Origin of the sequence: Reichenbachiella sp., assembly GCF_039941815.1 — a bacterium.
Classification (GTDB): Bacteria; Bacteroidota; Bacteroidia; order Cytophagales; family Cyclobacteriaceae; genus Reichenbachiella.
Genome location: NZ_JBDVDW010000014.1, coordinates 317141 through 342704 on the forward strand (window position 1 = coordinate 317141; position 25564 = coordinate 342704).

27 protein-coding genes and 1 riboswitch are annotated in these 25564 nt (G+C 40.5%); of the genes, 11 read left to right on the forward strand and 16 right to left on the reverse strand.

What is annotated here, in order from left to right; all coding sequences use genetic code 11:
• Positions 1 to 23 precede the first annotated feature (23 nt).
• The 5 genes from ABJF11_RS02335 to ABJF11_RS02355 all read right to left on the reverse strand — a co-directional run bounded on the left by ABJF11_RS02335 (position 24) and on the right by ABJF11_RS02355 (position 4039).
• Positions 24 to 368, reverse strand: a complete 345-nt coding sequence (locus ABJF11_RS02335) for a hypothetical protein (RefSeq protein WP_348117791.1) — start codon at positions 366 to 368, stop codon at positions 24 to 26.
• Positions 365 to 1327: an ABC transporter ATP-binding protein gene (locus tag ABJF11_RS02340; protein WP_348117793.1), complete on the reverse strand. Its 963-nt coding sequence runs from the start codon at positions 1325 to 1327 to the stop codon at positions 365 to 367. Before ABJF11_RS02340 ends, ABJF11_RS02335 begins: the two co-directional genes overlap by 4 nt.
• Before the next feature lie 5 nt (positions 1328 to 1332).
• On the reverse strand, positions 1333 to 2349 hold the full coding sequence (locus ABJF11_RS02345) for an iron ABC transporter permease (RefSeq protein ID WP_348117795.1): 1017 nt from the start codon (positions 2347 to 2349) through the stop codon (positions 1333 to 1335).
• A 43-nt stretch (positions 2350 to 2392) separates the two neighbouring features.
• Positions 2393 to 3436, reverse strand: coding sequence for an ABC transporter substrate-binding protein (locus ABJF11_RS02350; RefSeq protein ID WP_348117797.1), 1044 nt, complete (start codon positions 3434 to 3436; stop codon positions 2393 to 2395).
• Positions 3437 to 3571: 135 nt separating this feature from the next.
• Positions 3572 to 4039, reverse strand: coding sequence for a hypothetical protein (locus tag ABJF11_RS02355; RefSeq protein WP_348117798.1), 468 nt, complete (start codon positions 4037 to 4039; stop codon positions 3572 to 3574).
• Between the two features lie 401 nt (positions 4040 to 4440).
• A riboswitch (cobalamin riboswitch) is annotated at positions 4441 to 4664 on the forward strand.
• A gap of 101 nt (positions 4665 to 4765) precedes the next feature.
• On the opposite strand from ABJF11_RS02355, the gene ABJF11_RS02360 reads away from it, so the two are divergent.
• From ABJF11_RS02360 to ABJF11_RS02390, 7 genes are all read left to right on the forward strand, one after another.
• Positions 4766 to 6664, forward strand: coding sequence for a TonB-dependent receptor (locus ABJF11_RS02360; protein WP_348117799.1), 1899 nt, complete (start codon positions 4766 to 4768; stop codon positions 6662 to 6664).
• 63 nt (positions 6665 to 6727) lie between these two features.
• Positions 6728 to 7378: a diphthine--ammonia ligase gene (locus ABJF11_RS02365; protein ID WP_348117800.1), complete on the forward strand. Its 651-nt coding sequence runs from the start codon at positions 6728 to 6730 to the stop codon at positions 7376 to 7378.
• A complete protein-coding gene (locus ABJF11_RS02370; RefSeq protein WP_348117801.1) occupies positions 7375 to 7878 on the forward strand; it encodes a bifunctional adenosylcobinamide kinase/adenosylcobinamide-phosphate guanylyltransferase in 504 nt (167 codons plus the stop codon). Before ABJF11_RS02365 ends, ABJF11_RS02370 begins: the two co-directional genes overlap by 4 nt.
• Positions 7878 to 8915 (forward strand): nicotinate-nucleotide--dimethylbenzimidazole phosphoribosyltransferase, encoded by a 1038-nt coding sequence (gene cobT / locus ABJF11_RS02375; RefSeq protein ID WP_348117802.1) that lies wholly within the window; start codon positions 7878 to 7880, stop codon positions 8913 to 8915. Before ABJF11_RS02370 ends, cobT begins: the two co-directional genes overlap by 1 nt.
• A 3-nt stretch (positions 8916 to 8918) precedes the next feature.
• A complete protein-coding gene (locus ABJF11_RS02380) occupies positions 8919 to 9692 on the forward strand; it encodes an adenosylcobinamide-GDP ribazoletransferase (protein WP_348117803.1) in 774 nt (257 codons plus the stop codon).
• On the forward strand, positions 9677 to 10237 hold the full coding sequence (gene cobC / locus ABJF11_RS02385) for an alpha-ribazole phosphatase family protein (RefSeq protein WP_348117804.1): 561 nt from the start codon (positions 9677 to 9679) through the stop codon (positions 10235 to 10237). Before ABJF11_RS02380 ends, cobC begins: the two co-directional genes overlap by 16 nt.
• The gene (locus tag ABJF11_RS02390; RefSeq protein WP_348117806.1) at positions 10234 to 10956 is read left to right on the forward strand and encodes a diphthine--ammonia ligase; all 723 of its coding nucleotides are present in this window, start codon (positions 10234 to 10236) and stop codon (positions 10954 to 10956) included. Before cobC ends, ABJF11_RS02390 begins: the two co-directional genes overlap by 4 nt.
• On the opposite strand, the gene meaB is transcribed toward ABJF11_RS02390, so the two are convergent.
• Positions 10937 to 11926: a methylmalonyl Co-A mutase-associated GTPase MeaB gene (gene meaB, locus ABJF11_RS02395; RefSeq protein ID WP_348117807.1), complete on the reverse strand. Its 990-nt coding sequence runs from the start codon at positions 11924 to 11926 to the stop codon at positions 10937 to 10939. The two genes, ABJF11_RS02390 and meaB, sit on opposite strands and share 20 nt — an antisense overlap.
• Positions 11927 to 12178: 252 nt before the next feature.
• Here meaB and ABJF11_RS02400 point away from each other — a divergent pair, with 252 nt between their 5' ends.
• The 3 genes from ABJF11_RS02400 to ABJF11_RS02410 all read left to right on the forward strand — a co-directional run bounded on the left by ABJF11_RS02400 (position 12179) and on the right by ABJF11_RS02410 (position 15423).
• Positions 12179 to 13423 (forward strand): CHASE2 domain-containing protein, encoded by a 1245-nt coding sequence (locus ABJF11_RS02400; RefSeq protein ID WP_348117808.1) that lies wholly within the window; start codon positions 12179 to 12181, stop codon positions 13421 to 13423.
• Between the two features lie 28 nt (positions 13424 to 13451).
• Positions 13452 to 14378 carry a hypothetical protein gene (locus ABJF11_RS02405; RefSeq protein ID WP_348117809.1) on the forward strand — a complete coding sequence of 309 codons (927 nt, stop codon included), beginning with the start codon at positions 13452 to 13454 and terminating at the stop codon, positions 14376 to 14378.
• A gap of 124 nt (positions 14379 to 14502) precedes the next feature.
• Positions 14503 to 15423: a hypothetical protein gene (locus ABJF11_RS02410; RefSeq protein WP_348117810.1), complete on the forward strand. Its 921-nt coding sequence runs from the start codon at positions 14503 to 14505 to the stop codon at positions 15421 to 15423.
• A 52-nt stretch (positions 15424 to 15475) separates the two neighbouring features.
• Here the strand turns inward: ABJF11_RS02410 and ABJF11_RS02415 are convergent, their stop codons facing one another.
• From ABJF11_RS02415 to ABJF11_RS02435, 5 genes are all read right to left on the reverse strand, one after another.
• The gene (locus tag ABJF11_RS02415; protein ID WP_348117811.1) at positions 15476 to 16402 is read right to left on the reverse strand and encodes an aspartate carbamoyltransferase catalytic subunit; all 927 of its coding nucleotides are present in this window, start codon (positions 16400 to 16402) and stop codon (positions 15476 to 15478) included.
• On the reverse strand, positions 16399 to 16947 hold the full coding sequence (gene pyrR / locus ABJF11_RS02420; RefSeq protein WP_348117812.1) for a bifunctional pyr operon transcriptional regulator/uracil phosphoribosyltransferase PyrR: 549 nt from the start codon (positions 16945 to 16947) through the stop codon (positions 16399 to 16401). Before pyrR ends, ABJF11_RS02415 begins: the two co-directional genes overlap by 4 nt.
• Positions 16948 to 17017: 70 nt before the next feature.
• Entirely contained in the window at positions 17018 to 18586 is a 1569-nt protein-coding gene (locus ABJF11_RS02425; RefSeq protein WP_348117814.1) for a hypothetical protein, read from the reverse strand.
• Between the two features lie 58 nt (positions 18587 to 18644).
• Entirely contained in the window at positions 18645 to 19052 is a 408-nt protein-coding gene (locus ABJF11_RS02430) for an EVE domain-containing protein (RefSeq protein WP_348117815.1), read from the reverse strand.
• Between the two features lie 60 nt (positions 19053 to 19112).
• Positions 19113 to 20354 (reverse strand): pitrilysin family protein, encoded by a 1242-nt coding sequence (locus tag ABJF11_RS02435; protein ID WP_348117817.1) that lies wholly within the window; start codon positions 20352 to 20354, stop codon positions 19113 to 19115.
• 327 nt (positions 20355 to 20681) lie between these two features.
• On the opposite strand from ABJF11_RS02435, the gene ABJF11_RS02440 reads away from it, so the two are divergent.
• Entirely contained in the window at positions 20682 to 21023 is a 342-nt protein-coding gene (locus tag ABJF11_RS02440; RefSeq protein ID WP_348117819.1) for a hypothetical protein, read from the forward strand.
• A gap of 47 nt (positions 21024 to 21070) precedes the next feature.
• On the opposite strand, the gene ABJF11_RS02445 is transcribed toward ABJF11_RS02440, so the two are convergent.
• From ABJF11_RS02445 to ABJF11_RS02465, 5 genes are all read right to left on the reverse strand, one after another.
• Entirely contained in the window at positions 21071 to 21748 is a 678-nt protein-coding gene (locus ABJF11_RS02445) for an outer membrane beta-barrel protein (RefSeq protein ID WP_348117820.1), read from the reverse strand.
• A 70-nt stretch (positions 21749 to 21818) separates the two neighbouring features.
• A complete protein-coding gene (gene accC / locus ABJF11_RS02450) occupies positions 21819 to 23168 on the reverse strand; it encodes an acetyl-CoA carboxylase biotin carboxylase subunit (protein WP_348117821.1) in 1350 nt (449 codons plus the stop codon).
• 29 nt (positions 23169 to 23197) lie between these two features.
• A complete protein-coding gene (gene accB / locus ABJF11_RS02455; RefSeq protein WP_348117822.1) occupies positions 23198 to 23665 on the reverse strand; it encodes an acetyl-CoA carboxylase biotin carboxyl carrier protein in 468 nt (155 codons plus the stop codon).
• Between the two features lie 176 nt (positions 23666 to 23841).
• Positions 23842 to 24408, reverse strand: a complete 567-nt coding sequence (gene efp / locus ABJF11_RS02460) for an elongation factor P (RefSeq protein ID WP_348117824.1) — start codon at positions 24406 to 24408, stop codon at positions 23842 to 23844.
• Between the two features lie 22 nt (positions 24409 to 24430).
• Entirely contained in the window at positions 24431 to 25429 is a 999-nt protein-coding gene (locus ABJF11_RS02465; protein ID WP_348117825.1) for a beta-ketoacyl-ACP synthase III, read from the reverse strand.
• Positions 25430 to 25564 lie beyond the last annotated feature (135 nt).

The following is a 25564-nucleotide window of genomic DNA, read 5'->3' on the forward strand; positions in this document are numbered from 1 at the left end:
GGTTTTGAATGCCGTCGATATGACTATATTCCATGAGTATTGATTGTGACCTGATCTGGCTGTGGGTATCTTAGCAACTTGCTAAAATTTTCTTTCCAGAAATCAAGGTCCAACAATTCTCCTTTGCTATTTTGAGTGAGCGTGATAAGCACGCGTATACCATCAGTATCTATGTATTCTACTTGGATTACGTCTCCAGCATAATCACCAGAACTACCCAATGTAAAGTTGATACTACCCATAACACCACCCTCATATTCATCAACCTTCTCAGGTAATTCGAATTGATCTGGATCTTTTTTTGCAAGCACAAGAAGATGCTTCGTCAGCTCAACTTCTGCCTCTTTTATGGCTCTGATTTGCTTCATTCAATTTGTAATATAACCAGTAACTCCTGAATAGTACTTCCAGTATGATTCTTATAGCTCCACTCCAATCCTGCTTCACCTAATCCAACATTTATAGATTCTCCTCCAACAGCCACATGATACCCCTTGCGTACAAGGGCCTTTTCTACCCAGGTCATCGCAGTTTGATCTCCGGACAATGTAAAGCTTCCTTTCGATGATTGTCTAATCTTGATGCGTCCTGTACGACTATCTAAAATGAAGTCGTCATGATAAAATACCTTTTCTAGTTCGCCAGATAATCCCAGATCCTCAGGCGTACCTGTTACCATTGATTGATTAAAGTTCATCAGCCAGAGGGAATCGGCAAATTGCATGGACAAATCCAGCTCATGCGTAGAGATTAAAATTGATTTCCCGGTTTCCTCCTTTATTGTTTGGAGCAGCTGAAACATTTCAACACGATTAACCACATCCAGATGCGCGGTGGGCTCATCCATGAGAATGACTTCTGTGTCTTGAGCTAAAACCCGAGCCACCATGGCCTTTTGAAACTGCCCGTCACTTATCGCCGACAATCTGGCCTCGGCTATATAGTTGATTTTACAACGCGAGATAGCCTCCTCAATTTTCTCCGAATCCTGTACTGACTCCTGGCCAATCCAGTTGGTATATGGATACCGCCCGAGTGCAACCAGCTCCCTTACCGTCATGTTTGACGTGCCTATTTTTTCGGTAGTAATGATGCCAAGTTGCGTAGCAAGGTCTCTTCTATCCAACTCGTTAATGTTATTATCCTTGAGCCTGATTTCACCAGACAATGGTTCCTGAAGATTGGAAAGGGTGCGCAGTAAGGTTGACTTTCCCACACCATTTTGACCTAATAGACATACCAACTGTCCAGATGCCAGTGACAAATTAATATCTGCTGCTATTGTTTTGGATCCGTATCCTATATCGAGTGCCAGAGTGCTTAACATAGTTGTCAAAAGCTATTGGAAATATTACCACGTTTTACAATGAGCCAGACAACCAAAGGACCTCCCAAAATGGACGTAATAGCGTTCAATGGAAGAGAATGTGAAAAGCCGGGCATTCTTGAGATCACATCGCAGCACATCAATATTATGGCTCCCAGGAGACCAACAAATGGAATCAGCAAACGATGGTCTGAGGTGTTGAGTATCATTCTAGCTATATGCGGTGTGGCTAGTCCAATAAAGGCAATTGGTCCACAATAGGCTGTGATCGAACCGGAGAGCAAAGCGGTAATGCTAATCACACCGTACTTAGCCAGGGTCATATTCAATCCGGCATTTTTTGCATACTGATTGCCCAGGAGAAATATATTAAGCGGTTTGATAAGCAAAATTGAGCCAATCCATCCTATAGCCACCAACGGAAATAATACTTCCAGTTCGGCTAGAGTAACACTGCCCAAATCGCCAAAAGTCCATACTAGATAGGATTGTACATCTTCTGGATTGCTAAAAAACTGCAAGATACTTACCACAGCGCTGGTTGCACTGCTAAACATCAAGCCTATGATGAGTAGAGAGGTATTGTCTTTGACTTTGGTAGAGAAAAAAAGCACAACTGCAAATACTAGAAATGAGCCCAATATTGCACCAAAAGCCATTGAAAAACCTGAGGTCAGATTTAAGCCTAAAATCATCCATAAGGACTCACCGAAAACAACTAGGGCTACACCCAAACTGGCACCTGCACTGATACCCAAAACGTACGGGCCAGCCAATGGATTTCTAAAAAAGGTCTGCATATAAAGGCCACTAAGTCCAAGGCTGCTCCCAGCCAAAATTCCTGCAATGGCTCTAGGCAGTCTGTAGTTGAGTACTATTCTTTCCCACGCCGGGTGATCTACTGGCTCGCCGATTACGATGTTCCATAGTGCCTCCACCGGAATGAGTACAGAGCCAAAAGTCACATCTAAAAGAAATGCAACGATGAAAACTATGACGAGTATAAGAACTGATTTATTCAAGCTAAGCGCTTTGTTTGGTACGAAATTAAGGCAAAAGCCCAGCCTATTGCAACTTCATATAATAATAGAGTTCATAATCAGGTAAAAGCTCAGGATGCAAAATCTTAATATGATCCGCCAAAAGTTTTTCGGGGTTGACCGCTCCAGATTCGAAGTAGTCATTTGCACCACTTTCATTGACACGTGCCATATAGGAATAGACATTGCCATTCTTAAACGCCTCAAATTCAGCGTATCGTTCGTCCGCTTCCATGAGTTGATCCAGAGAAGTGTAGCTAGCCGCTCCGATCCAATAATCAGCATCATATCCTTTCTCAAAAACAGACTCAAAATCCATGCTTAACCAACCAGATGTCTCATTCTTACTCCAGAGATAATTTCCACCTGCAGTATGAATAAGGTTGGCTCCATAGTTATCTCCTGCAGGCATAAACCATGTACCTCCATAGAGAGTGCCCGTTATCACGCTGGGTGAATCTTTGCCTACGACCAGTTGTGTAAGCGAATCGTAAATAATAGTTTTTTGATCAAAGATCTCGGATGCTTCTTCGTACTTCCCAGTCAATCGACCCAAAAACTTGATCCATTCGAATCGCCCAAGTATGGAAGTTTCCATGTATCCAGCGTTCATGACTACTGTAAGTCCCAACTCTTGCAGTTTTTGCAATTGGCGATTCTCACCGCTTGCATTAAAGGCCAAAACAATATCAGGATTCAGATCCAATATGCTTTCAATATCAAGACTGCCATCTGGGCCAACTTCACGAATTCGGCCAGCTTCCACATCCTTAGCCAAATCCGGTGAATAGATATATTGTGTCTGCGCAAACCCAATGAGCCGATTCTGAACACCTAATTCTTCCATGAAAGCCAATTGAGTGGTCAGATTGCATACTACTCGCTGCACAGGTATTTTCACTTTTACGTAGGATGGGTCTGATTTCAGGACAGCCGGAAGTGAATCCTCATATAAAAGATACTTAATCGGAGCTGAGCTGCCTTGCCAGGGTTTGTCAATAGAAATGACAGAATATCCCTCCTTCTCAATAATCTGAAACCTTTGAGCATGCTTGATTAATGGTTCCACAACTATATCCACTTGTGAAACACTTTCATTATTGATAGAACAGGAGCTACCTACGAAAAGGCACAAAAAAAAGGATAAGCATTTATTCATCGCGCAAATAAACACTTATCCTTCGAAAATTCCGTCAGGGAATTCTTACAATCTGATCAGAGAAGCTCCTGCTTCCATCGTTGCATATTTCTTAATTGACTCATATTCCTCATTTGGCATATGATCTATCGCCTTTCCGGTGTTCGGGATCTTATGACCGTTTTCTGCATTCCACCATTCGGCGGCAAGCTCTTGTGTTTTACCATGATCTACGTCAAAATGTTTGATGCAGGTATCACAAGTCAGCCAGGTTTGATCCTTTTCCGCAGTTTTTTCAAAGATAATTCCTCTCATCTTAGTGGCATTTTCATCCTTGTCTTTAAAGTGCTGTGTAGTATATGACATAGTCTCTGGCTCCACCATTTTGTGATCCCAGTATGTCTTACTGTTAATAATCTGAGTGGTAGTCAGAGCAAATCCTTCATTTCTTTCCATGTGTGTCTTACACACGCTGCACTGTGCAGCTTTCTTTTTTGGCTTCTCTTTCTTAAACAGCCCTGATAATAATCCCATGATAGTCGAGTTTTGATCTTTGGTTTTTTATTCTATCTCAATTAAGACGTGAAACAAACTTTACGGTTTCACATCTATAAGATGATTGTCTTTTCACTTTAGTTGCACAAAAGTCAAAATTATTACTAATTTATTTATCCTATGCATTTATATCAACCCTTTAAATCCATTCATATTGTAGTCAATTGGACCAACAGGCTTGCACTTCACTATGCCATAGACTCACTTGGACGTAAACAGATATAGATTGAATTAAATTAAACGTACCGCTTATTATTTCTTTCCTCCGTACTGAATCGAATACCTTTTGCTACCTCCTAAATACCCGTAAGGGTGAACATATGAATAGAAGTGAGTCACTCATTTTCAAACAATCGCTTCCAATCCTCATATTATTCTCTAGATTTGCGGCAATTATTGGTTTCTATCAGCCATAGGCTGATAGAATTAAAAGGGAATTCGGTACTGTACACAGTACAAAGTCCGAAGCTGTTCCCGCAACTGTATTTCGAAGACGTCATAGGATGTCATTTTTGATCCCGAATAGCCACTGTCACCAGGTGATGGGAAGGCTGATCAAAATTGTCGAAGAGCCAGGAGACCTGCCGGTAATTGCTATTATCTGAGCTTTCGGGAGAAAAGTGAAGTGAAATGCGGCATGAACAATTCTGCTATTCCCTTTTTCTAACAAGGCTCATAGTTTTTTTAACCATTTAAAAATTTACTATGAGAATCTTAAAATTTAATCTCAACCTTTTATGTACCCTCAGTTTTTTTCTGACGGTAGGATTTTGCGCTAAAGCGCAAGATGAAGAAGTAACGACTGACTCACTAGACAATGTGGTGATCACGGGTACTAAATTTGAACTGCCTGTAGAGAAATCAGGCAAAAGCATCTATAAGATAGATGCGCAATCCATCGAGAAAAATGCAGGTAAAACCATATCTGACTTGCTCAATGAGGTGCCCGGGATACAAATGGAAGGTAACTTCGGTGCACCAGGTACTAATATCAATTACTATGTCCGTGGTGGTAGAAACAAAAACACGCTGATATTAATTGATGGTGTTCCGATCAACGATCCATCGGGCATTGATGCCACGTTTGATCTTCGATTTTTACCACTAAGCCAGGTAGAATCGATCGAGGTACTCAAAGGTGGATTGAGTACACTTTATGGTACTGGCGCTTCTGCAGCAGTAATAAGTATAAAAATGAAGGAGGCTGCAACAGAAGGCACACATGGTCAAATAGATTACAACTTCGGCTCATACAACACACATCAGATTTCCGCTAATGTAAATGGTACGGAAGACAAGTTGACCTACTCGGTCAGCGGTAATCTTCTGGATTCAGAAGGCTTTTCTGCCGCGCTGGACGAAAGTGGCGCGGGTGACTTTCAAAAGGATGGCATGAATCAAAAAAATGGCTCACTCAAATTAGGATTACAAGTGACCGATCAGTTCAATCTAGGATTCAGTTCTGCCTATGATAAGTTTGAGGCGGATTATGATGCCAGTGCTTTTACGGATGGAGACAATCAGAACAATGCCGAACAATTTAGAATTGGATTTGCACCAAGCTATAAATATGAAGGAGGTAACGTCAGATTAAATGTTTTGTTAAACACAGGTCGGAGAGAGTTTGTCAGTGATTTTCCATCAACTTTCAAATCGAAAAACTTGCAAACTGAGCTGATTGGTGAAAACCAAATCACAGAGCAAATCAAGACACTGGTAGGCATCAACTATCAAAAACAATCAGCCAAACAAGTCGTCTCACCGGATGAAGGATATGATGATTTTACACTCTTAGATCCGTTTGCTTCCATTTTTTGGGATCATCCTTCCGGATTAAATATTCATGCAGGAATAAGACTCAACACTCACAGTGAATATGGATCACAGTTCGTATACAACATCAACCCTTCTTTTTTGCTTTATCAAGCAAATGATGTGAATATCAAATTCCTTGGGTCTATTTCTACCAGCTACGTAACGCCAAGTTTATACCAGCTCTATTCGTTTTATGGAAATGCTGCCTTGCAGCCCGAACAATCAACAAATTACGAAGGCGGAGTCTCTTTTTATCTGGGAAATTCAATAGAATTCAACACAGTTTATTTCCGTAGAGACGAAAAAGAACCCATACAGTTTGTAAATCAATTCGATGATGGAGGCAATTGGATTGGTGGCAACTATGACAATACCATTTCTGAACGAGTAGTCAAAGGTTTCGAAGCTGACGTTCGCTGGTCAATCAATGAAAAAGCAACTTTCAATGCAAACTATGCCTATGTCACTACAGATGATCAAACTACCTTCTATCGCATCCCAAATGCCAAATTCGGAGCTGGGCTTACCTACTCAGCGACTACAAACCTGGATCTGTCGGTAAAGTATAATTACACCAGCGAGAGAACTATTTTCGACTTTGGGACTTTCTCAGAGGTCGACCTGGATGCTTATGGATTAGTCGATCTTTTTGCAAGTTATAAACTGATGGATAAAAAATTCTCTTTGTATGGCGGTGTGAATAACATCCTCGACGAACAATTTGTCAGCGTATATGGGTTTACCAATCGTGGAAGAAATGCCACTTTGGGTCTCAGTTTTACATTTTAGCCATCTTACTGGACTGTCAGGTTCCAAAAGCCTGACGGTTTTTCATTTTAAAAAGGCAGAAGTATGAATATAGGATGCTCATGGAGTGGCGGAAAAGACAGCTGTTTTGCCTTGATGAAAAGAATCGCAGGCGGAGATAAGCTTCATGTCCTATTGAATGTTATGGATGAAAATCTGGAGTATTCTAAATCACATGGACTGACGAGTGAGGTGTTGGATGCTCAGTCCAAGGCTCTCGGTGTTCCAATTCAGCTAGCTTCTACCACATGGTCTACTTATGAGAAAAATTTCATCTCGAATCTGAAGCAGATGAAGGAAGACTACGACCTGGAAGGAATCGTCTACGGAGATATTGATATTGAAGCTCACAAGACTTGGGAGGAGAAAGTCTCAGCGGCGGCTGACCTAAAGGCACTTCTTCCACTCTGGCAGGGCCATCGCCGTCGACTAGTAGAAGACATGATTCAATCAGGCATAAAAGCTATCATTGTTTCATGCATACCCGATTTAGGCTTTGATTTTCTAGGTAAGGAAATCAACTATGAGCTGCTCGACAAGCTGGAAGCCAAAGGTGTAGACGTCTGTGGAGAAAATGGAGAATATCATTCGCTAGTGGTAAATTGCCCACTATTTGACCATGAGATAAAAGTAGTGCAAGGTGAAAAAATGAAAGTTGGAAACTATTGTTTTATCGAAACCAATCTATCAACATGATGACCTATATATCTGGTGGTGAGAGATCCGGGAAATCGGGCTACGCACAAAAGTTAGCATTAGAATTATCAAATCAACCCGTGTATTTGGCCACAGCCAAAGTGTACGATGGTAATTTTGAGGAGCGTGTCAAAAGACATCAAGCCGAGAGAGATCATCGCTGGACAAGTATCGAAGAACCGATGTATTTGAGCCAGGTTTTGCCTTCTGACAAGGTAGTGGTGATTGACTGTGTGACACTTTGGCTCGCCAACTTTTTCTCGATGACCAAATCCAATCGTGATGAAGCGCTCAGATTGGCAAAAACTGAATTCGATAAGCTCAAGGAGTATAAAGGTCAGCTTATTATCATTTCAAATGAAATTGGAATGGGCTTGCACGGCGACACTCAAATCGGGCGTGACTTTGTAGAGCTCCAAGGGTGGATGAATCAATATATAGCCAAGTCGGCCGATGAAGCCATTTTTATGGTATCTGGGCTTCCAATAAAAATCAAATAATGAAGGAAATTAACATCTCTACTCCCAATAAAAAGCTGCTTGATGAAATCAATCAGAAAATTGACTTCAAAACTAAACCTTTAGGTGCGCTTGGTCAGCTGGAGGCTATTGCCAGACAAATTTGCCTGGCGCAGCAGCGTCTTACTCCCGAGCTGATAAAACCCACCATCGTTGTATTTGCCGCCGATCACGGTTTGGCAAAAGAAGGTGTCAGCGCATATCCTCAGGAAGTAACACATCAGATGGTGCTCAATTTCCTAAGCAAAGGTGCAGCAATCAATGTCCTTTGTGATCAGCATCAAATAGACCTCAAAATTGTCGACGCTGGGGTCAATTATGAATTTGAAAAACACAAAGATCTCCTTTTCGCAAAAATTGGAATGGGTACAAAGAATGCCCTGAACGAAACAGCTATGACTGCCCATCAATTGGAGGAAGCTCTTGAAAATGGAGCAGAAATTGTAAAAGACTTAAGCTCAAATGGCACCAATATTATTGGCTTTGGAGAAATGGGTATTGGCAATACCTCCGCGGCCAGTTTAATTATGAGTCTTATTTGCAAGCTCCCAATAGAAAAATGTGTGGGTCGTGGTACCGGCCTCGATGATGATGGATGGCAAAGAAAGCTAAGCATTCTTAGTCGTGTGCAAGAACGTCACAACGGAATTTCAAACATCAATGATTTGCTACAAGCAATGGGTGGATTCGAAATCGCCATGATGACTGGTGCCATGCTACAAGCCGCCAGCAAGGGTATGATTATTATGGTGGACGGTTTCATAGCTACAGCCGCTTATTTATGTGCCTGGTCACTGGATAAAAATATCGAGCATTATGCTATTTTCTGTCATCAGTCTGACGAAAGTGGCCATCAACTCATGCTGGACTTCCTAAAAGTTGACCCTATTTTGAATATGAATCTACGGCTTGGAGAAGGTACAGGCTGTGCTCTTGCTTATCCATTGATTCAATCCAGTGTCGATTTTATCAATAAAATGGCGAGTTTTGAAAGTGCCGGCATATCAACCAACGACTAGTCCATGAAGAAAGAATGGTCCATATTTCTCACTGCAGTAATGTTCTATACCAGGATTCCATGTCCTCGCTGGGTGGATCATTCAGCCAGCATGCTAAACAAGTCTACAAGATACTTCCCGTTGATAGGTTGGATCGTGGGCGGAGTGAGTGGACTGGTTTTTCTTGGTGCCGCTCAAATACTACCCCCTAGTACAGCGATCGTGCTGTCCATGATATCCGGAGTTTTATTGACAGGTGCTTTTCACGAAGACGGCTTCGCTGATGTCTGTGATGGATTTGGTGGTGGTTGGACCAAAGAAAAGATTCTCGCCATCATGAAGGACTCAGCCATAGGTGCTTATGGTGCCATTGGTATGATATTCATCCTACTCTTAAAATTTGTCTTGTTGTGGGAATTGAATAGTTGGCTAAATCCCATAGAGCTCGTTTTTGTACTGATCTCTGGACATAGCATCAGTCGATCCAACGCAGTTCTCATGATTTATACTGACAATTATGCTAGAGAAGATGCATCATCAAAAGCCAAGCCGGTAGCCAAACAGATGAAGGTTGAAAGTTTTGTCGTCGCCCTAATATTGGGCGCTATTCCCCTGCTCTATTTTCAAAATCCTTATTTGACAGCTGTCTTTCCTGTGCTTTATTTAGTTAAATTGTATTTATCCCATTATTTCAAAAAATGGATCGGCGGTTACACAGGAGACTGCCTGGGAGCCGTTCAGCAGGTTTCGGAGATTTCGTTCTATCTAATGATATTATTGCTATGGAATTATATTTAATAAGACATACAACGCCAAAAATTGCTAAGGGAATCTGCTATGGGCAAACTGACTTAGACTTAGTTTCTGGATATGAAAAGGAGATTGAACAAATTCATCAAAATATGGACAAGTCCCTGGAGCATATATTTAGTAGCCCTTCCAAACGTTGCTCTTTATTGGCCAACTCGTTTCAGTCTACCGTACAGGAAGAATCAAGACTTCTGGAACTGAATTTTGGTGATTGGGAAATGAAAATGTGGAAAGACATTCCACAACCTGCACTCAATATTTGGATGGATAAGTATATCTCACAAGGTCCACCGCAAGGTGAATCGTACGAGCAACTAAAAAATCGTGTAGTGGAAATATTTAAAGGAATCATTTCTCAAAACAGAGCAACAACAGGGATTATTACGCATGCAGGTCCTATACGGGCTATATTGTCTTATCTACTCAACATACCGCTAAAGGATAGTTTCACACTTAAAATTGATTATGGCAGTATCACCAAAATCAGTCTGCACGACGCCGCCTTCTCTGTAGATTATATTAATAAGAAATGAAAAAAATTCCTTTGGCCATTAGCTGGAGTGGTGGCAAAGACTCGGCTATGATGCTCTATCACTTTATGCAGGAGCGCAAATATGAAATTGTAGAATTACACACCGCTGTATCTACAGCAACCAACCGTGTCTCTATGCATGGCATCTCAAAAGATCTAATCCAAGCTCAAGCCGATTCAATAGGTCTCCCACTAAACTTTATTGAAATAGCTCCTGACTCAACGAATAGTAAGTATGAAAAAGCGCTAAACACCTATTACTCAGACTTGAAAGCGCAAGGCATCGTTCATATAGGATTTGGCGATATTTTTCTTGAAGATCTAAAAGCTTATCGAGATAGTTTACTCTCCAACAATGGACTCACTGGAATCTATCCTTTATGGAAAAGGGAAACTTCAAATCTGGTTCATGATTTTATTGAGCAAAAGTTCAAAACGGTAATTTGTTGTGCCAAGCAATCTCTATTTCCAGAAAGTATATGCGGAAAGGTACTTACGCCCGAGCTCCTTGGAGGATTCAGCGATCAAGTAGATCCATGCGGAGAAAATGGTGAATTTCATTCATTCGCATTTGACGGCCCTATTTTCACTCGTCCAATCGGATATGAATTAAATGACATCAAAATTCATACTTATGAGCACAAACTATCTTCTGGTGAATCGGTAGAGACAGCTTTTGAATTCGCAGATCTGAATTTGGTCAGGACAAAAGCTGTCTGACCATATCCAGTACCTCTGTAGTAGCCATAGACACAGAGAGTTCGCCAGATTTCACTTTGCCTCTGGTCTTTTCTATCACCTCAGACAGGCGGTCATCACTAGTGAGTTGCATCATCAGGCCAAAATTTACTCTGTTTTCGAACCATGACAAGTTCTGGTCTATGCGATTTTGAAGAAATAGTCCATTTTCAAACATTTGCTGTCTAAATTCTGATATCATTTCCCAGACCTCGGCAAATCCCATCTTTTCTAACGCCGAACACAGTTCCACTCTGGTATTCCATCCTGTATCGCTGGCTGCAAAAAGGTGCAGAGCGTTGAGCAAATCAGATTTGGAACGCTTGGCCAGTTTGGCCTGATCTCCATCTGCTTTATTGATGACTATTCCATGCGCCATCTCCATGATCCCTTTTTTTATTCCCTGCAAATCATCACCAGAGCCTGGCTGGATCATCAGCAGGAAGAAGTCAACCATGCTATTGACAAGAGTCTCAGACTGCCCCACCCCGACTGTTTCGACAATCACAACATCGAATCCTGCAGCTTCACATAATAATATTGCCTCATGGGTTCTATTGTTGACTCCGCCGAGTGTGGATCCAGAGGATGATGGGCGGATGTAAGCCTGTGGGTTTTTGCTTAAAGTCTCCATTCTGGTCTTATCCCCAAGAATGCTGCCTCCTGTCCTTTGGCTTGTGGGATCTATGGCTAATACTGCTACTCTTTTGTGTTGTTGGATCAGAAATGAACCAAACCCTTCTATAAAACTACTCTTCCCTACACCTGGTGTACCCGTAATGCCTATTCTAATAGATTGGGCATTATTGTTTATAATCTCATTGAGCAGTTGATCAGCTAAATACTGATCTGTACTTCGGCTACTTTCTACCAGCGTGATGGCCCGTGCCAGTACCACTGTATCCTTCGAGCGCAGTCCATCCAAATAATAATCAAGGGTAAATCTCTTCATTCCAATTTTGAGTCAGAAAAAATTAAATATAGTAATAGAAAACAGCCGTACTGGCTAAATATCAAAAAATTCGTAATCCGAATAGTTCTTATAGCTGGATTTCCTATGTTTATAGATAATTTGGGCACTTTGGTCGATTAATAATTGAATTTATCCAAGATTCAATTAGCTTTATTTTTGAAAAAGAGAAAGGTTACCATTTGTTCCGAATTAATATATAATAAAGAACACATTAATCTTAAATAACTGACAATGTTCAAAAGATTCTGGCTAGAAACTATCTATGCTTTATTCTTCATAATCTGCCTGGCTTTTCTTATTTCTCAAGTCACAGCTTTCAAAGTATTCGATATATTTGACCCTATCGGTGATGTATTCGCTGATATGGAAAGTACTGATATAGTATTTTCTCAGCTTAGAGAGGACCCTATAGCGGAAGAAGACCTGATCATAGTTAATATTGGCGAGCTTCCCAGAGCCGGCATAGCGGATATGATCAACATTATTAATGCCGCTGAGCCAAAAGTGATCGGCATGGATATGATCTTTAGATATCCAAAAGAAGATACATTAGGCGATCTCAGCCTGGCAGACGCTTTTTCAAGAGTTGAAAATCTTGTCATGTACAGCAAATTGATCAACATAGACGATGATGACGACTTTGATACCCTTGAGGTATCCTACCCTCCTCTATTCAACTATGGTGAAACAGCGTTTGTGAATTTCATTACTGGCGCTGCAGATCAGGATGATTTAAAGATGTGTCGACAATTTGCCACCAGAGAATATGTGAACGGCAAAGAACAACTGGCATTTGCGGTGAAAATCGCTCAATATATGGCTCCTGAGAATGTTGAAAAATTCTTAGCTCGAGGCAAAAATGTAGAAACTATCAACTACAGAGGTAGCATTTTTGATTATGGTGCTACGACCTCACCCATTGCATATTTTGCACTGGACTGGTATCAGGTATTAAATATGGAATTTGAGCCGGATTTAATTAAAGATAAGGCCGTTATATTCTGCTATCTCGGAAGTGAGCTTGGAGACCGAAAAACCAACGATGATGTGTATTTCACTCCGCTGAATAAGAATTATGTGGGTAAGACTCATGCGGATATGTTTGGAGGCGTCGTGCATGCCAATATTTTCTCCATGATCATGTCGGAAGAATATATCAACGAAATGGATGAAAACATTGGGTACCTACTTGCGGTTATTATTCTATATCTAAATATCGTTCTTTTTACAGTAATCTATAAAGTCATGCCAAAGTGGTATGATGGTTTGACCAAACTTATACAATTAATAGAGGCTGCTGCGTTATTTACTATAGGCCTAGTTGTATTTAACTATTTCAACTATAAAGTGGATACTACGTTGTCAATTGTTGCGGTACTTATTGCAGGTGACGCACTTGAAGTATTCTTCGGCGTATTTGTCAATATTTTCACAAAAGAGGGTCGAAAAGAACTGCGTGAACTAAAGAAATTGTAAATTTGTAATCTATAAATCTATATATATCATGAGAACTAAATTTTTTATAACATCTACTCTTCTGATATTCTTTCTTATCAATACCAGCTACGGACAAAGTTTTGTTTTTAGAGTATTGGCAAGTAAAGGAGCCAATCAGGTAAAAAAAGCACAAAATGGTGAAACCGTGCCTTTGAAAACAGGAGCAACTTTAATGTCTGGAGATGAGCTTATTGCTGCTTCAGGAGCATACATTGGATTGATGCACAAAACAGGAAGAACTATTGAGGTAAGGAATCCTGGTGTCACAAAGATCACTGATCTGGAGACTAAACTAGCAAGTAGCAAGTCAAGTGTAGCCAACAAATACGCGAAATTCGTAATGAATAAAATGAATGACGACGATGGCGATCTTGCTTCCAACTATAGAAGAAACATGAAAGCTACCGGAGCGGTAGAAAGAGCTACTTCCAGCGCATCGCTGAAGGTATTGCTTCCGAGCTCTGTAGATGTCTTGAATCCTGAAGCCATCGTTAGATGGGAAGGTTCAGAAGAATTGCCTAATGCTTCGTATATCGTAAGTATCAAGAACATTTTTGATGAAGAGATTTTCTCTGCAGAAACCAGTAACACTAGCATCAACATCAACTTCGATGATGATAATTTATCAAATGAAAGATTGGTGATCTTAAATGTAAAAGTAAAAGACAACGATGAAATCAAGTCAAGTGACTACGGTATCAAAAGAATGTCTAGCGATGATGCAGCTTCAATCAATGAGAACCTTGATGCTTTGAGAGCTGATATCTCTGAAGACAGTCCATTGAACAATTTGATTTTCGCGTCTTTCTACGAGGAGAACAATTTGATACTGGATGCTATGACTCAATACGAAAAAGCAGTATTAGCATCTCCGGATGTAGAGGATTTCAAAACTCTTTATGATGATTTCCTTATCAACAACGGATTGAAATAAGAAATAGATTTTTATAAACAAAAAAGGTCATGTCGTCAGGATATGACCTTTTTAGTTCATAACTATCAAGTTGAAGTGGGCGTCTTAGTCCACTTAACACAATTAATACTTAATTAAATACCCCATGAGAATAATAATTGCAGGTCTATTGATAGCATTAGGACATATGTCTATTGCACAGAATAGTAGCTCTTTTGTTTTTAGAGTATTAGCAAGCAAGGGAGTCAATCATGTTAAAAAAGCCAGTGATGGTAATAAAGTGATTTTACGTCCAGGTATCACTTTGATGCAAAATGATGAGATCATTGCCTCTAACGGGGCATATATCGGACTTATGCATCGTTCTGGCAGAACCATCGAGCTGAGAGCCTCAGGTGTAACCAAAATCACAGATTTGGAAACGCAATTGGCCAATTCGAGAAGCTCTGTAGCCAGTAAGTACGCCAACTACGTCTTAGCTAAGATGAGCAGTGACAAAGGAAATGACAACTATCGAGCTAACATGAAGGCGACAGGTGCTGTCGAGAGATCAGTAGGTTCAAGTATTTCGGCTATGCTTCCTGCGTCTGTTAGTGTTCTAAATTCACAAAATGTTGTCCGCTGGAATTCAGTCGGAGATGATGCCTACTACATTGTAAGTGTTAGGAATATTTTTGATGAGGAACTGTTATCAGCCGAAACGACCAAACCTTATATTCAGCTCAATTTGGATGATGAAAATCTTGCGGACGAAAGGTTAATAATCCTTAACATAAAAGTGAAAGACAATCCAGATCTCTTCTCGGCGGATTATGGCATCGAAAGATTGGGTGATGAAGAAAAAAGTGAAATGGAAGCTCAGTTGACAGAATTGAAAGCTGATGTCTCAGGAGACACCCCGCTAGGCAAATTAGTATTGGCATCCTACTTTGAAGACAATGGTCTTATACTGGATGCACTAACTCAATATGAAAACATACTAGAACAGGCTCCTGATGTTGAAGACTTCAAAATGCTCTATGGAGAGTTTCTCCTAAGAAACGGATTGAGTTCCGTTGATGAGTAAAGATTTAGATTACTATAGATTGAAAAGCTCTGATGAATGTCAGAGCTTTTTTTTATCTACTGGCGCCTGCCAGTAAGTATAATACGGCCATTCGGACCGCTACACCGTTTTCTACCTGATTGAGGATGATAGAATGTTGTGAATCTGCAACATCACTAGTGATTTCGACTCCCCTGTTTATAGGGCCTGGATGCATGATTATTATTTCTTTGTCCAATTGATCCAGCAGCTGCTTGTTTACACCAAAGTGCAAGGAATACTCTCGCAGTGAAGGAAAATACTTGATATGCTGTCTTTCCAACTGAATTCTAAGAATGTTTGCTACATCGCACCATTTGAGTGCTTCGTGGATATCTGTTACTACTTTGACTCCTAATGAAGTGATATATTTTGGCACCAGTGTAGCCGGGCCACAAATCATTACCTCAGCTCCTAATTTCTGCAGGGCAAATACATTGGACAAGGCCACCCTTGAATGAATAATATCTCCGATTATGGCAATTTTCTTGCCTGCCAAATCACCCAATTTCTCTCTCATCGAGAATGTATCCAATAGCGCCTGTGTGGGGTGCTCATGTGTACCGTCGCCGGCATTTACGATGTTTGCATCGATATGACGAGACAAAAAGTGTGGTGCACCAGGAGACGAATGCCTCATAACTATCATATCTACCTTCATCGCCAGGATGTTGTTGACTGTATCCAGGAGGGTCTCCCCTTTCTTCACTGAGCTACCTGAGGAAGAAAAGTTAATGACGTCAGCAGAAAGTCTCTTTTCTGCAAGTTCAAACGAGAGTTTGGTTCTAGTAGAATTTTCGAAGAAGACATTAGCAATTGTAATATCTCGCAGCGAGGGCACTTTTTTGATCGGTCGGTTGATAACATCTTTGAAATTGTCGGCTGTTTCAAAAATCAACTGGATATCCTCTGTAGTGAGATCTTTGATACCCAATAAATGTTTGCTGCTCAACTCACTCATTTCTTATTGTTATCTATCAACCAAATTTTATCTTCTTTCTTTCCTTGTTCTGTTAGCTCTACCAATACTTTTTGCGAAAGCACCGTATTGACCTGCTTGCCTATATAGTTGGCCTCCACAGGTATGTCTCGGCTATACGACCGATCTATGAGTGCCAAAAATTCGACTTTAGCCGGTCTGCCAAATGCTCCCATAGCATCCATGGCGGACTTTACTGATCTCCCGGTGTACAGTACATCGTCGATCAATACTACATTTTTGTCTTCTATGATAAATGGAACCTTGGTCTCATTAGGGGCCAATGGCTCATCTCTGCGTCGAAAGTCGTCTCTATAGAAGGTAATATCCAGATACCCAAGTGGAATGGTCTTTTTCACTACTTCTTCCAGCTTAGCCTTGATGCGCTCTGCCAGATAGATACCCTTAGGCTGAAGCCCGAGTAGAACGGTATTTTCAAACTTATTGTGGTTTTCTATTAATTGATAGCAAAGACGAGAGATGGTAATACTGAGATGGTGGCTATTAAGAAGGAGTCTCTTTTGCATGTGTCTTTGATTATGCAAATATAGAAACTAGCCTTTCATAATTAAAAGTAATCTGCCAGAAGATTTCAGATTATTGATACTGAACCTTATTGATATAAAAGACTCTTCGGTTGAGTTTGACATCTTTATCCTTAAGGTTTTTGATATTTTGGATACCAAATGTGTAGAAATTGCCATTAAACCACTTTTCAAGTCCCTCCATTTCTTTGTTGTTGTCACGCACTTCATCAGATTTGAAATGCAACTCTATCGGATCAAAGCTTTTTCCTTCGATGATCTCATCGTTTTGGATAATTTTCGATCTAATGACGTTTTCATAGACATACAACAATACGATCCTATCTTTCTCTACACTTATCTGCACATTTTCTTTCAGCGAATAGCTTAGTAGATCATTAATTTCAAAACTGTTGTCCCACAATAGTTCTCCTGACTTACTAAACCCCACCACGACCGCATGAGTATACTTGTAACCAATAAAATTTGGGTTGGAAAACCCATCATTACCACCAAAAGAATTGGAGGCATAAAAATTACTACTTCCATAGTTGGAATATTTTGGATAGTAGGCCTCTCCGATCAATATGTATTCGTCATCACTCTCTATAATGTCATTCACTAAAAGTCTATAATTGAATTTGGCCTTTTGTCCTTTTACCTTTTTTCGTTCTATTTTCTCTTTTATCCTCTCTTCTCTCTTGGCCTTCATATAGGAGAAAAAATTATCCAAATCCGAATATTCATGGAATTTGACAAATTCTTGTTTCCCTAAATTCAACTTAGCTAGATACAAACCTCTGGAAAATTCGGACTTACGCTTAGAGTAGGTCCCGGCGATATATTGGGTTCCATTGTCGAAACTTGTAGAAACACCATCGAGCAAGCTTTTTTCATAGTCGGTGGTAATACCTTCTGTATGTACCAGCTCTCCTTTCTCCGTAAAAGTCTTTAGTGAGACCGTCACTTGTTTGTTTTGTCCCCGCTCACTCATCACTACAGTGAAATTATTTGTCCGCTTATCGGTACGCACGTCAATAATACTGCTATTGTTATTGTAGATACCCGGCATCACCTTTGGTTTAGGGTCGTCAAGATCGATGACACTGATGACTGGACGCATATTGGAGTATCCACCGAAGATCAATGTATTGGAGACCACTTCAAAATGGCTCAGTTCTAATGGTAGTGCAAGTGATACAGCGTGTGAATAGATTTCATCCCCTTGAAGGTTCATCTGATAAACTATCATATCATCAAGTTTGTATTGGGATTTGCCATAGAGTAGAAAAAAACCTTCATCACTATAATCATAGCCCATAAAAATCGCTCCGTAGTTGACTGAAATTGCTTTTTCCCAGACCACATTAAGCAGACTATCTACGAGATACAATTCCCAGACAAATCCGCTTTCGGTTCTATTGCGAGTCTCCTTCACCACCAGGAGTCCATTCTCTTTGGCTGAGATGATTATAAAGTCCTCGTCTCGATTTCCTACTTCAAACTCAATTCGCTTAGGCTGTACTATAAATGATTCTTGCTCTGTGGTATCAACCTCCGCATTCTTTTTTTTCTTCTGGCCATACGTCAGAGACTGTAATCCCACAATAAGTAATACGGCGATGTAAGCTATTCTTGTCATATTAATTGTCTTACTTAAAAAAAGCCTGAAGTCAACAAAACCCTTACTTGTATTCCGCTCATTTTTGTCCAAGCGATAAAACAATATCAAACTCTTCCTTTTTAACGGGTTGTACTGAAAGCCTGGTATTGTTTACCAAAACCATTTCAGTCAAACGGTGGTCATTTTTAATTTGTTCCAGAGTTACCTCTTTATCAAGCTTAAATTCCGGAACCAGATCTACTACCACCCACCTATCGTCATCTGTGGTAGGATCAGGATAGTGCTCTTTGACCACTTTTGCTACTCCGACGACACATTTATCATTTACGCTATGATAGAATAGAGCCAAATCTCCGACCTTCATATTCATCATGTGCATTCTAGCGGCATAATTTCTTACTCCATCCCAATGGTCTTTTCCCAGTTTCACGAAGTCATCCCATGAATAGGTATTAGGTTCTGATTTGATTAGCCAGTAGTTCATCTTTATACTTTCAATTTACACAATTGAAATATAATTATTAAAAACGCTTTTACAAACGGTCTAGTTGGAGACTGTTGGTAAATATTTTAATATAGACATGTCATCAAAGTTCAGATGCTCGTTGGCCATTTGCCTTAGCTGTGATCTAGAAACTTTGTCTACTTTTTCAAACACGACATCGAGACCTTCAATCATTCCATGATCCAGGATGCTTTTTGCCATCATGAGCATAAAATTCTGGTTATTTTCTTCTGACATAGCCAACTGTCCCATGATTTGATTTTTTGCAGTTTGGAGCTGTTTGGATCCAAGCTCCATTTCTGCTAGTTTTTTGATTTCCTTTCTCACCAGATTTAGAGATTTATCCAAATTTGTCTGCTCAGTAGCATAAAAAATAGAAAATAATCCTGTGTCAGTGAAGGCTTGAAAACTTGAATCTATATTATAAACCATACCATGGTTTTCTCGCAAAGTCAGATTTAGCCTGGAGTTCATGGCATTTCCCCCTAAGATATTGTTGAGCACAAAAAATGGGACTTTTTGATCTGAATATATATTGAATGCTCTACATCCAATAGCCACATGGGCCTGGCTGATGTCTCGATTGGCATGATCAAATTGAGGTGTATATCCGTTGACTTGCAGTCTCTTTCTTGTAGACCTGATAGATGCCAACTCTCCAAGGTTTTTCTCAACGATCTTTTTTAGTTTTTTTAGAGAATAGTTTCCTACTGAGGAGAGTACCATACGATTAGTATCTAAATTCTCACTTACGAAGTCAAGGAAATCTCTTTGGGTGAATGATTTGACACTATCGGCTGTACCTAGAATATTGTTTCCTAACTGATGGTCTTTAAAAACCAAACCATCGAAATGATCCTGAATGGCGTCTTCCGGGCTATCTGCGTACATCGACATTTCTTCCAGAATCACCTGACGCTCTTTATTGATCTGCGTATCAGGAAACACCGAATTGAAAGTAATATCAGTCAACAATTCCACTGCCTTGTCTAGATGATTGTCTAGAACCGTGGCATAAAAACAAATTTTTTCTTTGGTGGTGTATGCATTCAACTCTCCACCCAGCGACTCGAGGCGGTTGATGATATGAAAGGCTTTACGACGATGCGTCCCTTTGAACGCCATATGCTCCCAAAAGTGCGCAATACCTTGTTGATGTGGCCCTTCGTCTCTGCTGCCGATATCCAGCATCAAAGCGCAATGGGCAATTTTAGTATTTGTAACCTGTCTGTGTACTACCCTAATACCGTTGGGCAATTCCCACAATTCATAATCCATCATATAGTGTGATTCGAGGTCACAAAGTTATACAATTTGACTACTGTAAACTGTGCTCTCGATGAAACTAATCTTATTTTTAAGCTGGATTATGCATTAGGAATCGTGATGAAAGCTATAAAGCGCAAAGAAAGAGGCACTTATATTGAAGAGGCATAGCACCGCTATGGTGATTCAATAAATATATGTTAAGTGTCTATTTCAAAGTGCTTTATGATTGGAATAGATTATCTATTGCATATTTCAGGTTAAATCTATACTAGGACTTCTTTTTTGCTATTCAAATTAATTGCTTTTACTTTTATATAGCTAATTAAAACCTAACCTATCATGAGCACATTTTCATTTAATGGCGCATCGACCACAATAATTGCAGGTACTGGCGGAATAAGCCAGGGGTGGGATGGCCGCAATCATAGTTTTAGCGCCGATGCCGCACTTGGTGTAGGCGTATCACTTAATGGCTTTAGTTTTGAAGTCAACTGCCCTAACTGCGAAAGTTTTGTGGATGGCGATTCAATTACTGTCCGAACGGTCACCATATTTTTTGTTACCAAGACCCATGTAACCTGGAACTTATGTGGAGGACGGTGCAGGGGTAAAAATTCCTACTGGACGGGAGGAGTGGGACTTGGTATTTCTGGAACACTGCGCTTTTCCTTCAATCCATAGGATATTGGCCTGACATCAGAGTTTATATCGAATAAGATCGGCCCAAATTAGAAGGAAACGGGCACGAAAAGCTGAAACTGGGTAGTTAGGATATTATCGTTTCCATTTTTATTGCCCCATATGCCGAGATTGTCGAGATGATCCGTGATAGGATTGATCAGGCCAAACTGGATACCAAACGCAAAATCATTGGATAGATAGTATTTAGCTCCTATTTGAGTAGGGAGTTGTAGCGTGAGATTGCGATAGCTTTCGCCCAGTGGCCTTGTACTTGGCTGGTCTATCAGACCCTTGCCAGATTCGTCCTTCGGGGTAAACCTAAAGAGACCAATTCCTTGAGAAATATAGACTTTGACACGTTTTTTGTCCACGATATTGTAGTGAGCCTCATAGTTAATAGCAAAAAAAGAGCTCTCAAAAAAGGTATTTGGGGTTGCGGTTACACCTGAATTGTCTGTAGTAGTGTAATCCAACTCCTGACCAGTCACAGTGCCCAATGAAAATCTTACATTACCGTGGAATTTTTTATCCTTATTGAATTTTAGTCCTGCACTAAAGAGGAGAGAACTGCTACTGTAGCTACCACCTAAATCACCGCTGTATGAGGCTGGGCCTATTCCTAAGTGCAATTCTTTTCTTTTCTGACTCAGCGAATCCTGAGCAACAATTTCTTGACTCTCTAAAAAGCAGAAAAGAAGGACCGCAATGAATACTATGTTTTTCATTTCAAAAAAATAACCACGCCATTAGAATAGCGTGGTTACTAAAATAAATATTGTATATCGAATTAAATAATTACAAGTCAGTCAAGTCGAACGTTTCCATAAATGATGTTGTGAATTGTCCAGATTTAAAAACCTCGTCATCCATCAATTTGATATGGAATGGAATGGTCGTTTTGATGCCCTCGATTACAAATTCGCTCAAAGCACGTTTCATTCTGACCAACGCTTCTTCTCTGGTCTGCGCAGATACGATCAGTTTGGCAATCATCGAATCATAGTTCGGAGGAATCGTATAGCCTGCATATACGTGACTATCCACTCGTACACCGTGGCCACCCGGCATGTGCAGATGTGTTATCTTCCCTGGCGACGGACGAAAATCCTTCTCAGGGTCTTCGGCATTGATTCTACATTCGATCGCGTGTAATTGTGGAAAGTAGTTTTGACCGGAAATCTTAATGCCTGCAGCTACCTTGATTTGTTCTTTGATCAAGTCGAAGTCTGTTACTTCTTCTGTGATTGGATGCTCCACCTGAATACGAGTATTCATTTCCATGAAGTAGAAATCACCATGCTTGTCCAATAGGAACTCTACGGTACCGGCGCCTTCATACTTGATGGCTTCAGCTCCTTTGATGGCGGCTTCTCCCATTCTATTCCGAAGATCATCGTTCATGACCTTAGCAGGGCAAGGTGTCTCTTCGGCCAACTTTTGGTGTCTTCTTTGAATAGAGCAATCTCTTTCTGAAAGGTGGCATGCCTTACCGTTGCTATCACCTACAATCTGGATTTCTACGTGACGCGGGTCTTCGATAAATTTTTCCAAATACATGGCGTCATTTCCGAAAGCAGCTTTAGATTCAGTTCTGGCATCGTCCCAGGCTTTTTGGAATCCGCTTTCTTCTTTCACAATTCTCATACCTCTACCTCCACCTCCAGCTGTAGCCTTTAGGATGACTGGGTATTTGATTTGCTTCGCAATTTTCTTGCCTTCAGCCACCGATTCTACAAGCCCGTCAGATCCCGGAATGGTCGGGACACCGGCCTTTTTCATGGTATCTTTTGCACTGGCCTTGTCACCCATTTGGTTGATCATATCAGCACTGGCACCAATAAATTTGATGTTGTATTCTTCGCAAATCTTTGAAAATTCGGCGTTTTCTGAGAGAAACCCGAATCCAGGATGGATAGCATCAGCATTCGTGATCTCAGCTGCTGAGATTATTGCCTTCATGTTGAGATAAGAGTCCTTGCTTGGTGCAGGGCCTATGCAAACTGCCTCATCGGCAAATTTGACATGCAAACTTTCTTTATCCGCTGTGGAATAGATGGCCACCGTACTGATACCCATCTCGCGACAGGTACGTATGACTCTAAGTGCGATTTCACCTCTGTTGGCGATTAGTATTTTCTTAAACACGTGGTCAGTCTTTAATTTCTAAAAATCAATTAAGAAGGGTCAACCAAAAATAATGGCTGATCGTATTCTACTGGCTGAGAATCGTCCACCAAAACTTTCACAATTGTTCCTGAAATTTCAGATTCAATTTCGTTGAATAGTTTCATGGCTTCCACGATACATACTGTAGAACCTGCTGATACTTTGTCACCTACATTTACAAAAGTGGGAGACTCTGGGTTTGCAGATCTGTAGAATGTCCCAATCATTGGTGATTTGATCTCAACATAATTGCCAGCAGGGGCACTATCTGCAGCTGGCGTAGCAGCAGGTGCTGGAGTCGGGGCAGCAGCAGGTGCGGCAGGAGCTGCGGGTGCAGCCGCTACCATTCTTTCTACTACTTGTGCCTCGTTGCTTCTTTTGATCTTAATCTTAAATTCGTCTGTTTCTATGTTTACTTCTTCGAGTCCTGAGCTTGATAAGAAGTCAATCAAATCTCTTATTTCTTTTACCTTCATCTGCTAAGTGTTTATTCGTTGTTAAGCTAGTCTGAAAAATTCTGACATTCAACAGACTTCATTTATTAGTTAGTGGTGTTTAGGATATCAATTTCCCAATATTATTTAAAAATCAAAATTAAGGAGAATCACTTGATTTAAAAATTGAAAACTCTCCATAAAAAAAAGAGTAAGAATTACTTCTTTACTCTTTCTACATAATTTCCTGTTTTGCTTTCTACTTTCACGACATCACCTTCATTCACAAACAGCGGCACCTGGATAGTGGCTCCTGTCTCAGTGGTGGCCGGTTTGGAAGCGTTGGTTGCGGTATCACCTTTCAAGCCGGGCTCTGTGTAGGTGATTTCCATGATTACGTGATTAGGCAATTCACAACCAAGAATTAATTCTTCTTCAGCATGGAAGATAATTTGAACCTCCTGACCGTCTTTAAGAAATTGTGGAGCGTCGATCTGATCCTCCTCAACACTTATTTGCTCATAAGTATTGCTATCCATAAAGTGATAGCCCATGTCATCTTTGTAGAGAAACTGATAATCTCTTCGCTCGATACGCGCGGTGGTTACTTTATGTCCAGAAGTAAAAGTGTTGTCAATTACTTTTCCAGTTTTAACGTTTTTGAGCTTGGTTCTGACAAAGGCTGGGCCCTTACCTGGTTTTACATGCTGAAAATCTATGATGAAATACAACCCATGGTTGTATTCGATACACATGCCATTTTTAAAGTCAGCTGTTGAAGCCATTTTCTTACTTTTTAATGTTGTATTATTTAGAATCGTATGCCCATTTCAAATAAATGGAACCCCAGGTGAACCCACCACCAAATGCAGCGAGGATTACATTATCACCTTTTTTTAATTGTTTTTCATAGTCCCAAAGACATAGCGGAAGTGTACCACTGGTAGTATTGCCATATTTTTCAATATTAAGCATCACTTTATCTTCGTCTACCTCCATTCTTCTGGCTGTTGCGTCAATAATTCTTTTGTTTGCCTGATGTGGTACTAGCCACGAAATGTCATCACCTGTCAGGTTGTTTTTCGTCATGATCTCAGCGGCTACATCTGCCATGTTGGTCACGGCGAACTTAAATACTGCTGATCCTTCCTGCATAGCGTAGTGCTTGTCTGCCTGAACACTTTCTACGGTAGCCGGCATACGGCTTCCGCCACCTGGCATCTGGAGATACTGAGCTCCTGATCCATCAGATCTTAGTATTGAGTCCATCACACCGACTTCTTCTGTGGTGGGTTCTAATAGTACAGCGCCACCTCCGTCACCGAAAATGATGCAAGTGGTTCGATCTTTATAGTTGATGATGGAAGACATTTTGTCTGCGCCGATCACCAATACTTTTTTGTATTTCCCGGTTTCAATAAACTGAGATCCAGTCGTAAGTGCATATAGAAATCCAGAACATGCAGCAGAGATATCGTAGCTGAAGGAATTGATTGCGCCGATCTGATCCGCAATGATATTGGCAGTGGCCGGAAACGGCATATCAGGAGTTACTGTCGCACATATTATAAGATCTATGTCTTTAGGGTCTGTGTTTGTTTTCTCCAGTAATGCTTTAGATGACTTGATTCCTATTACAGATGTGCCTTGTCCATCACCTTTTAAAATTCTTCTTTCTTTGATGCCGGTACGTGAAACTATCCACTCATCACTGGTATCTACCATGGTTTCCAATTCCTTATTAGATAGTACGTAATCAGGAACGTACCCTTGGACACCAGTTATTGCTGCTCTTATTTTTGTCATTTAGAAGTGTTTAATCTATGTACTGGTCAAGCCTAATGGCGCAGGCCAAAAAGCGTTGGCAATTTAATGAATTAATTGACTTTGTAGGCCTCTGGGAGGCATCAATATAGTATGCGTGCATAACTCGTATAAAAC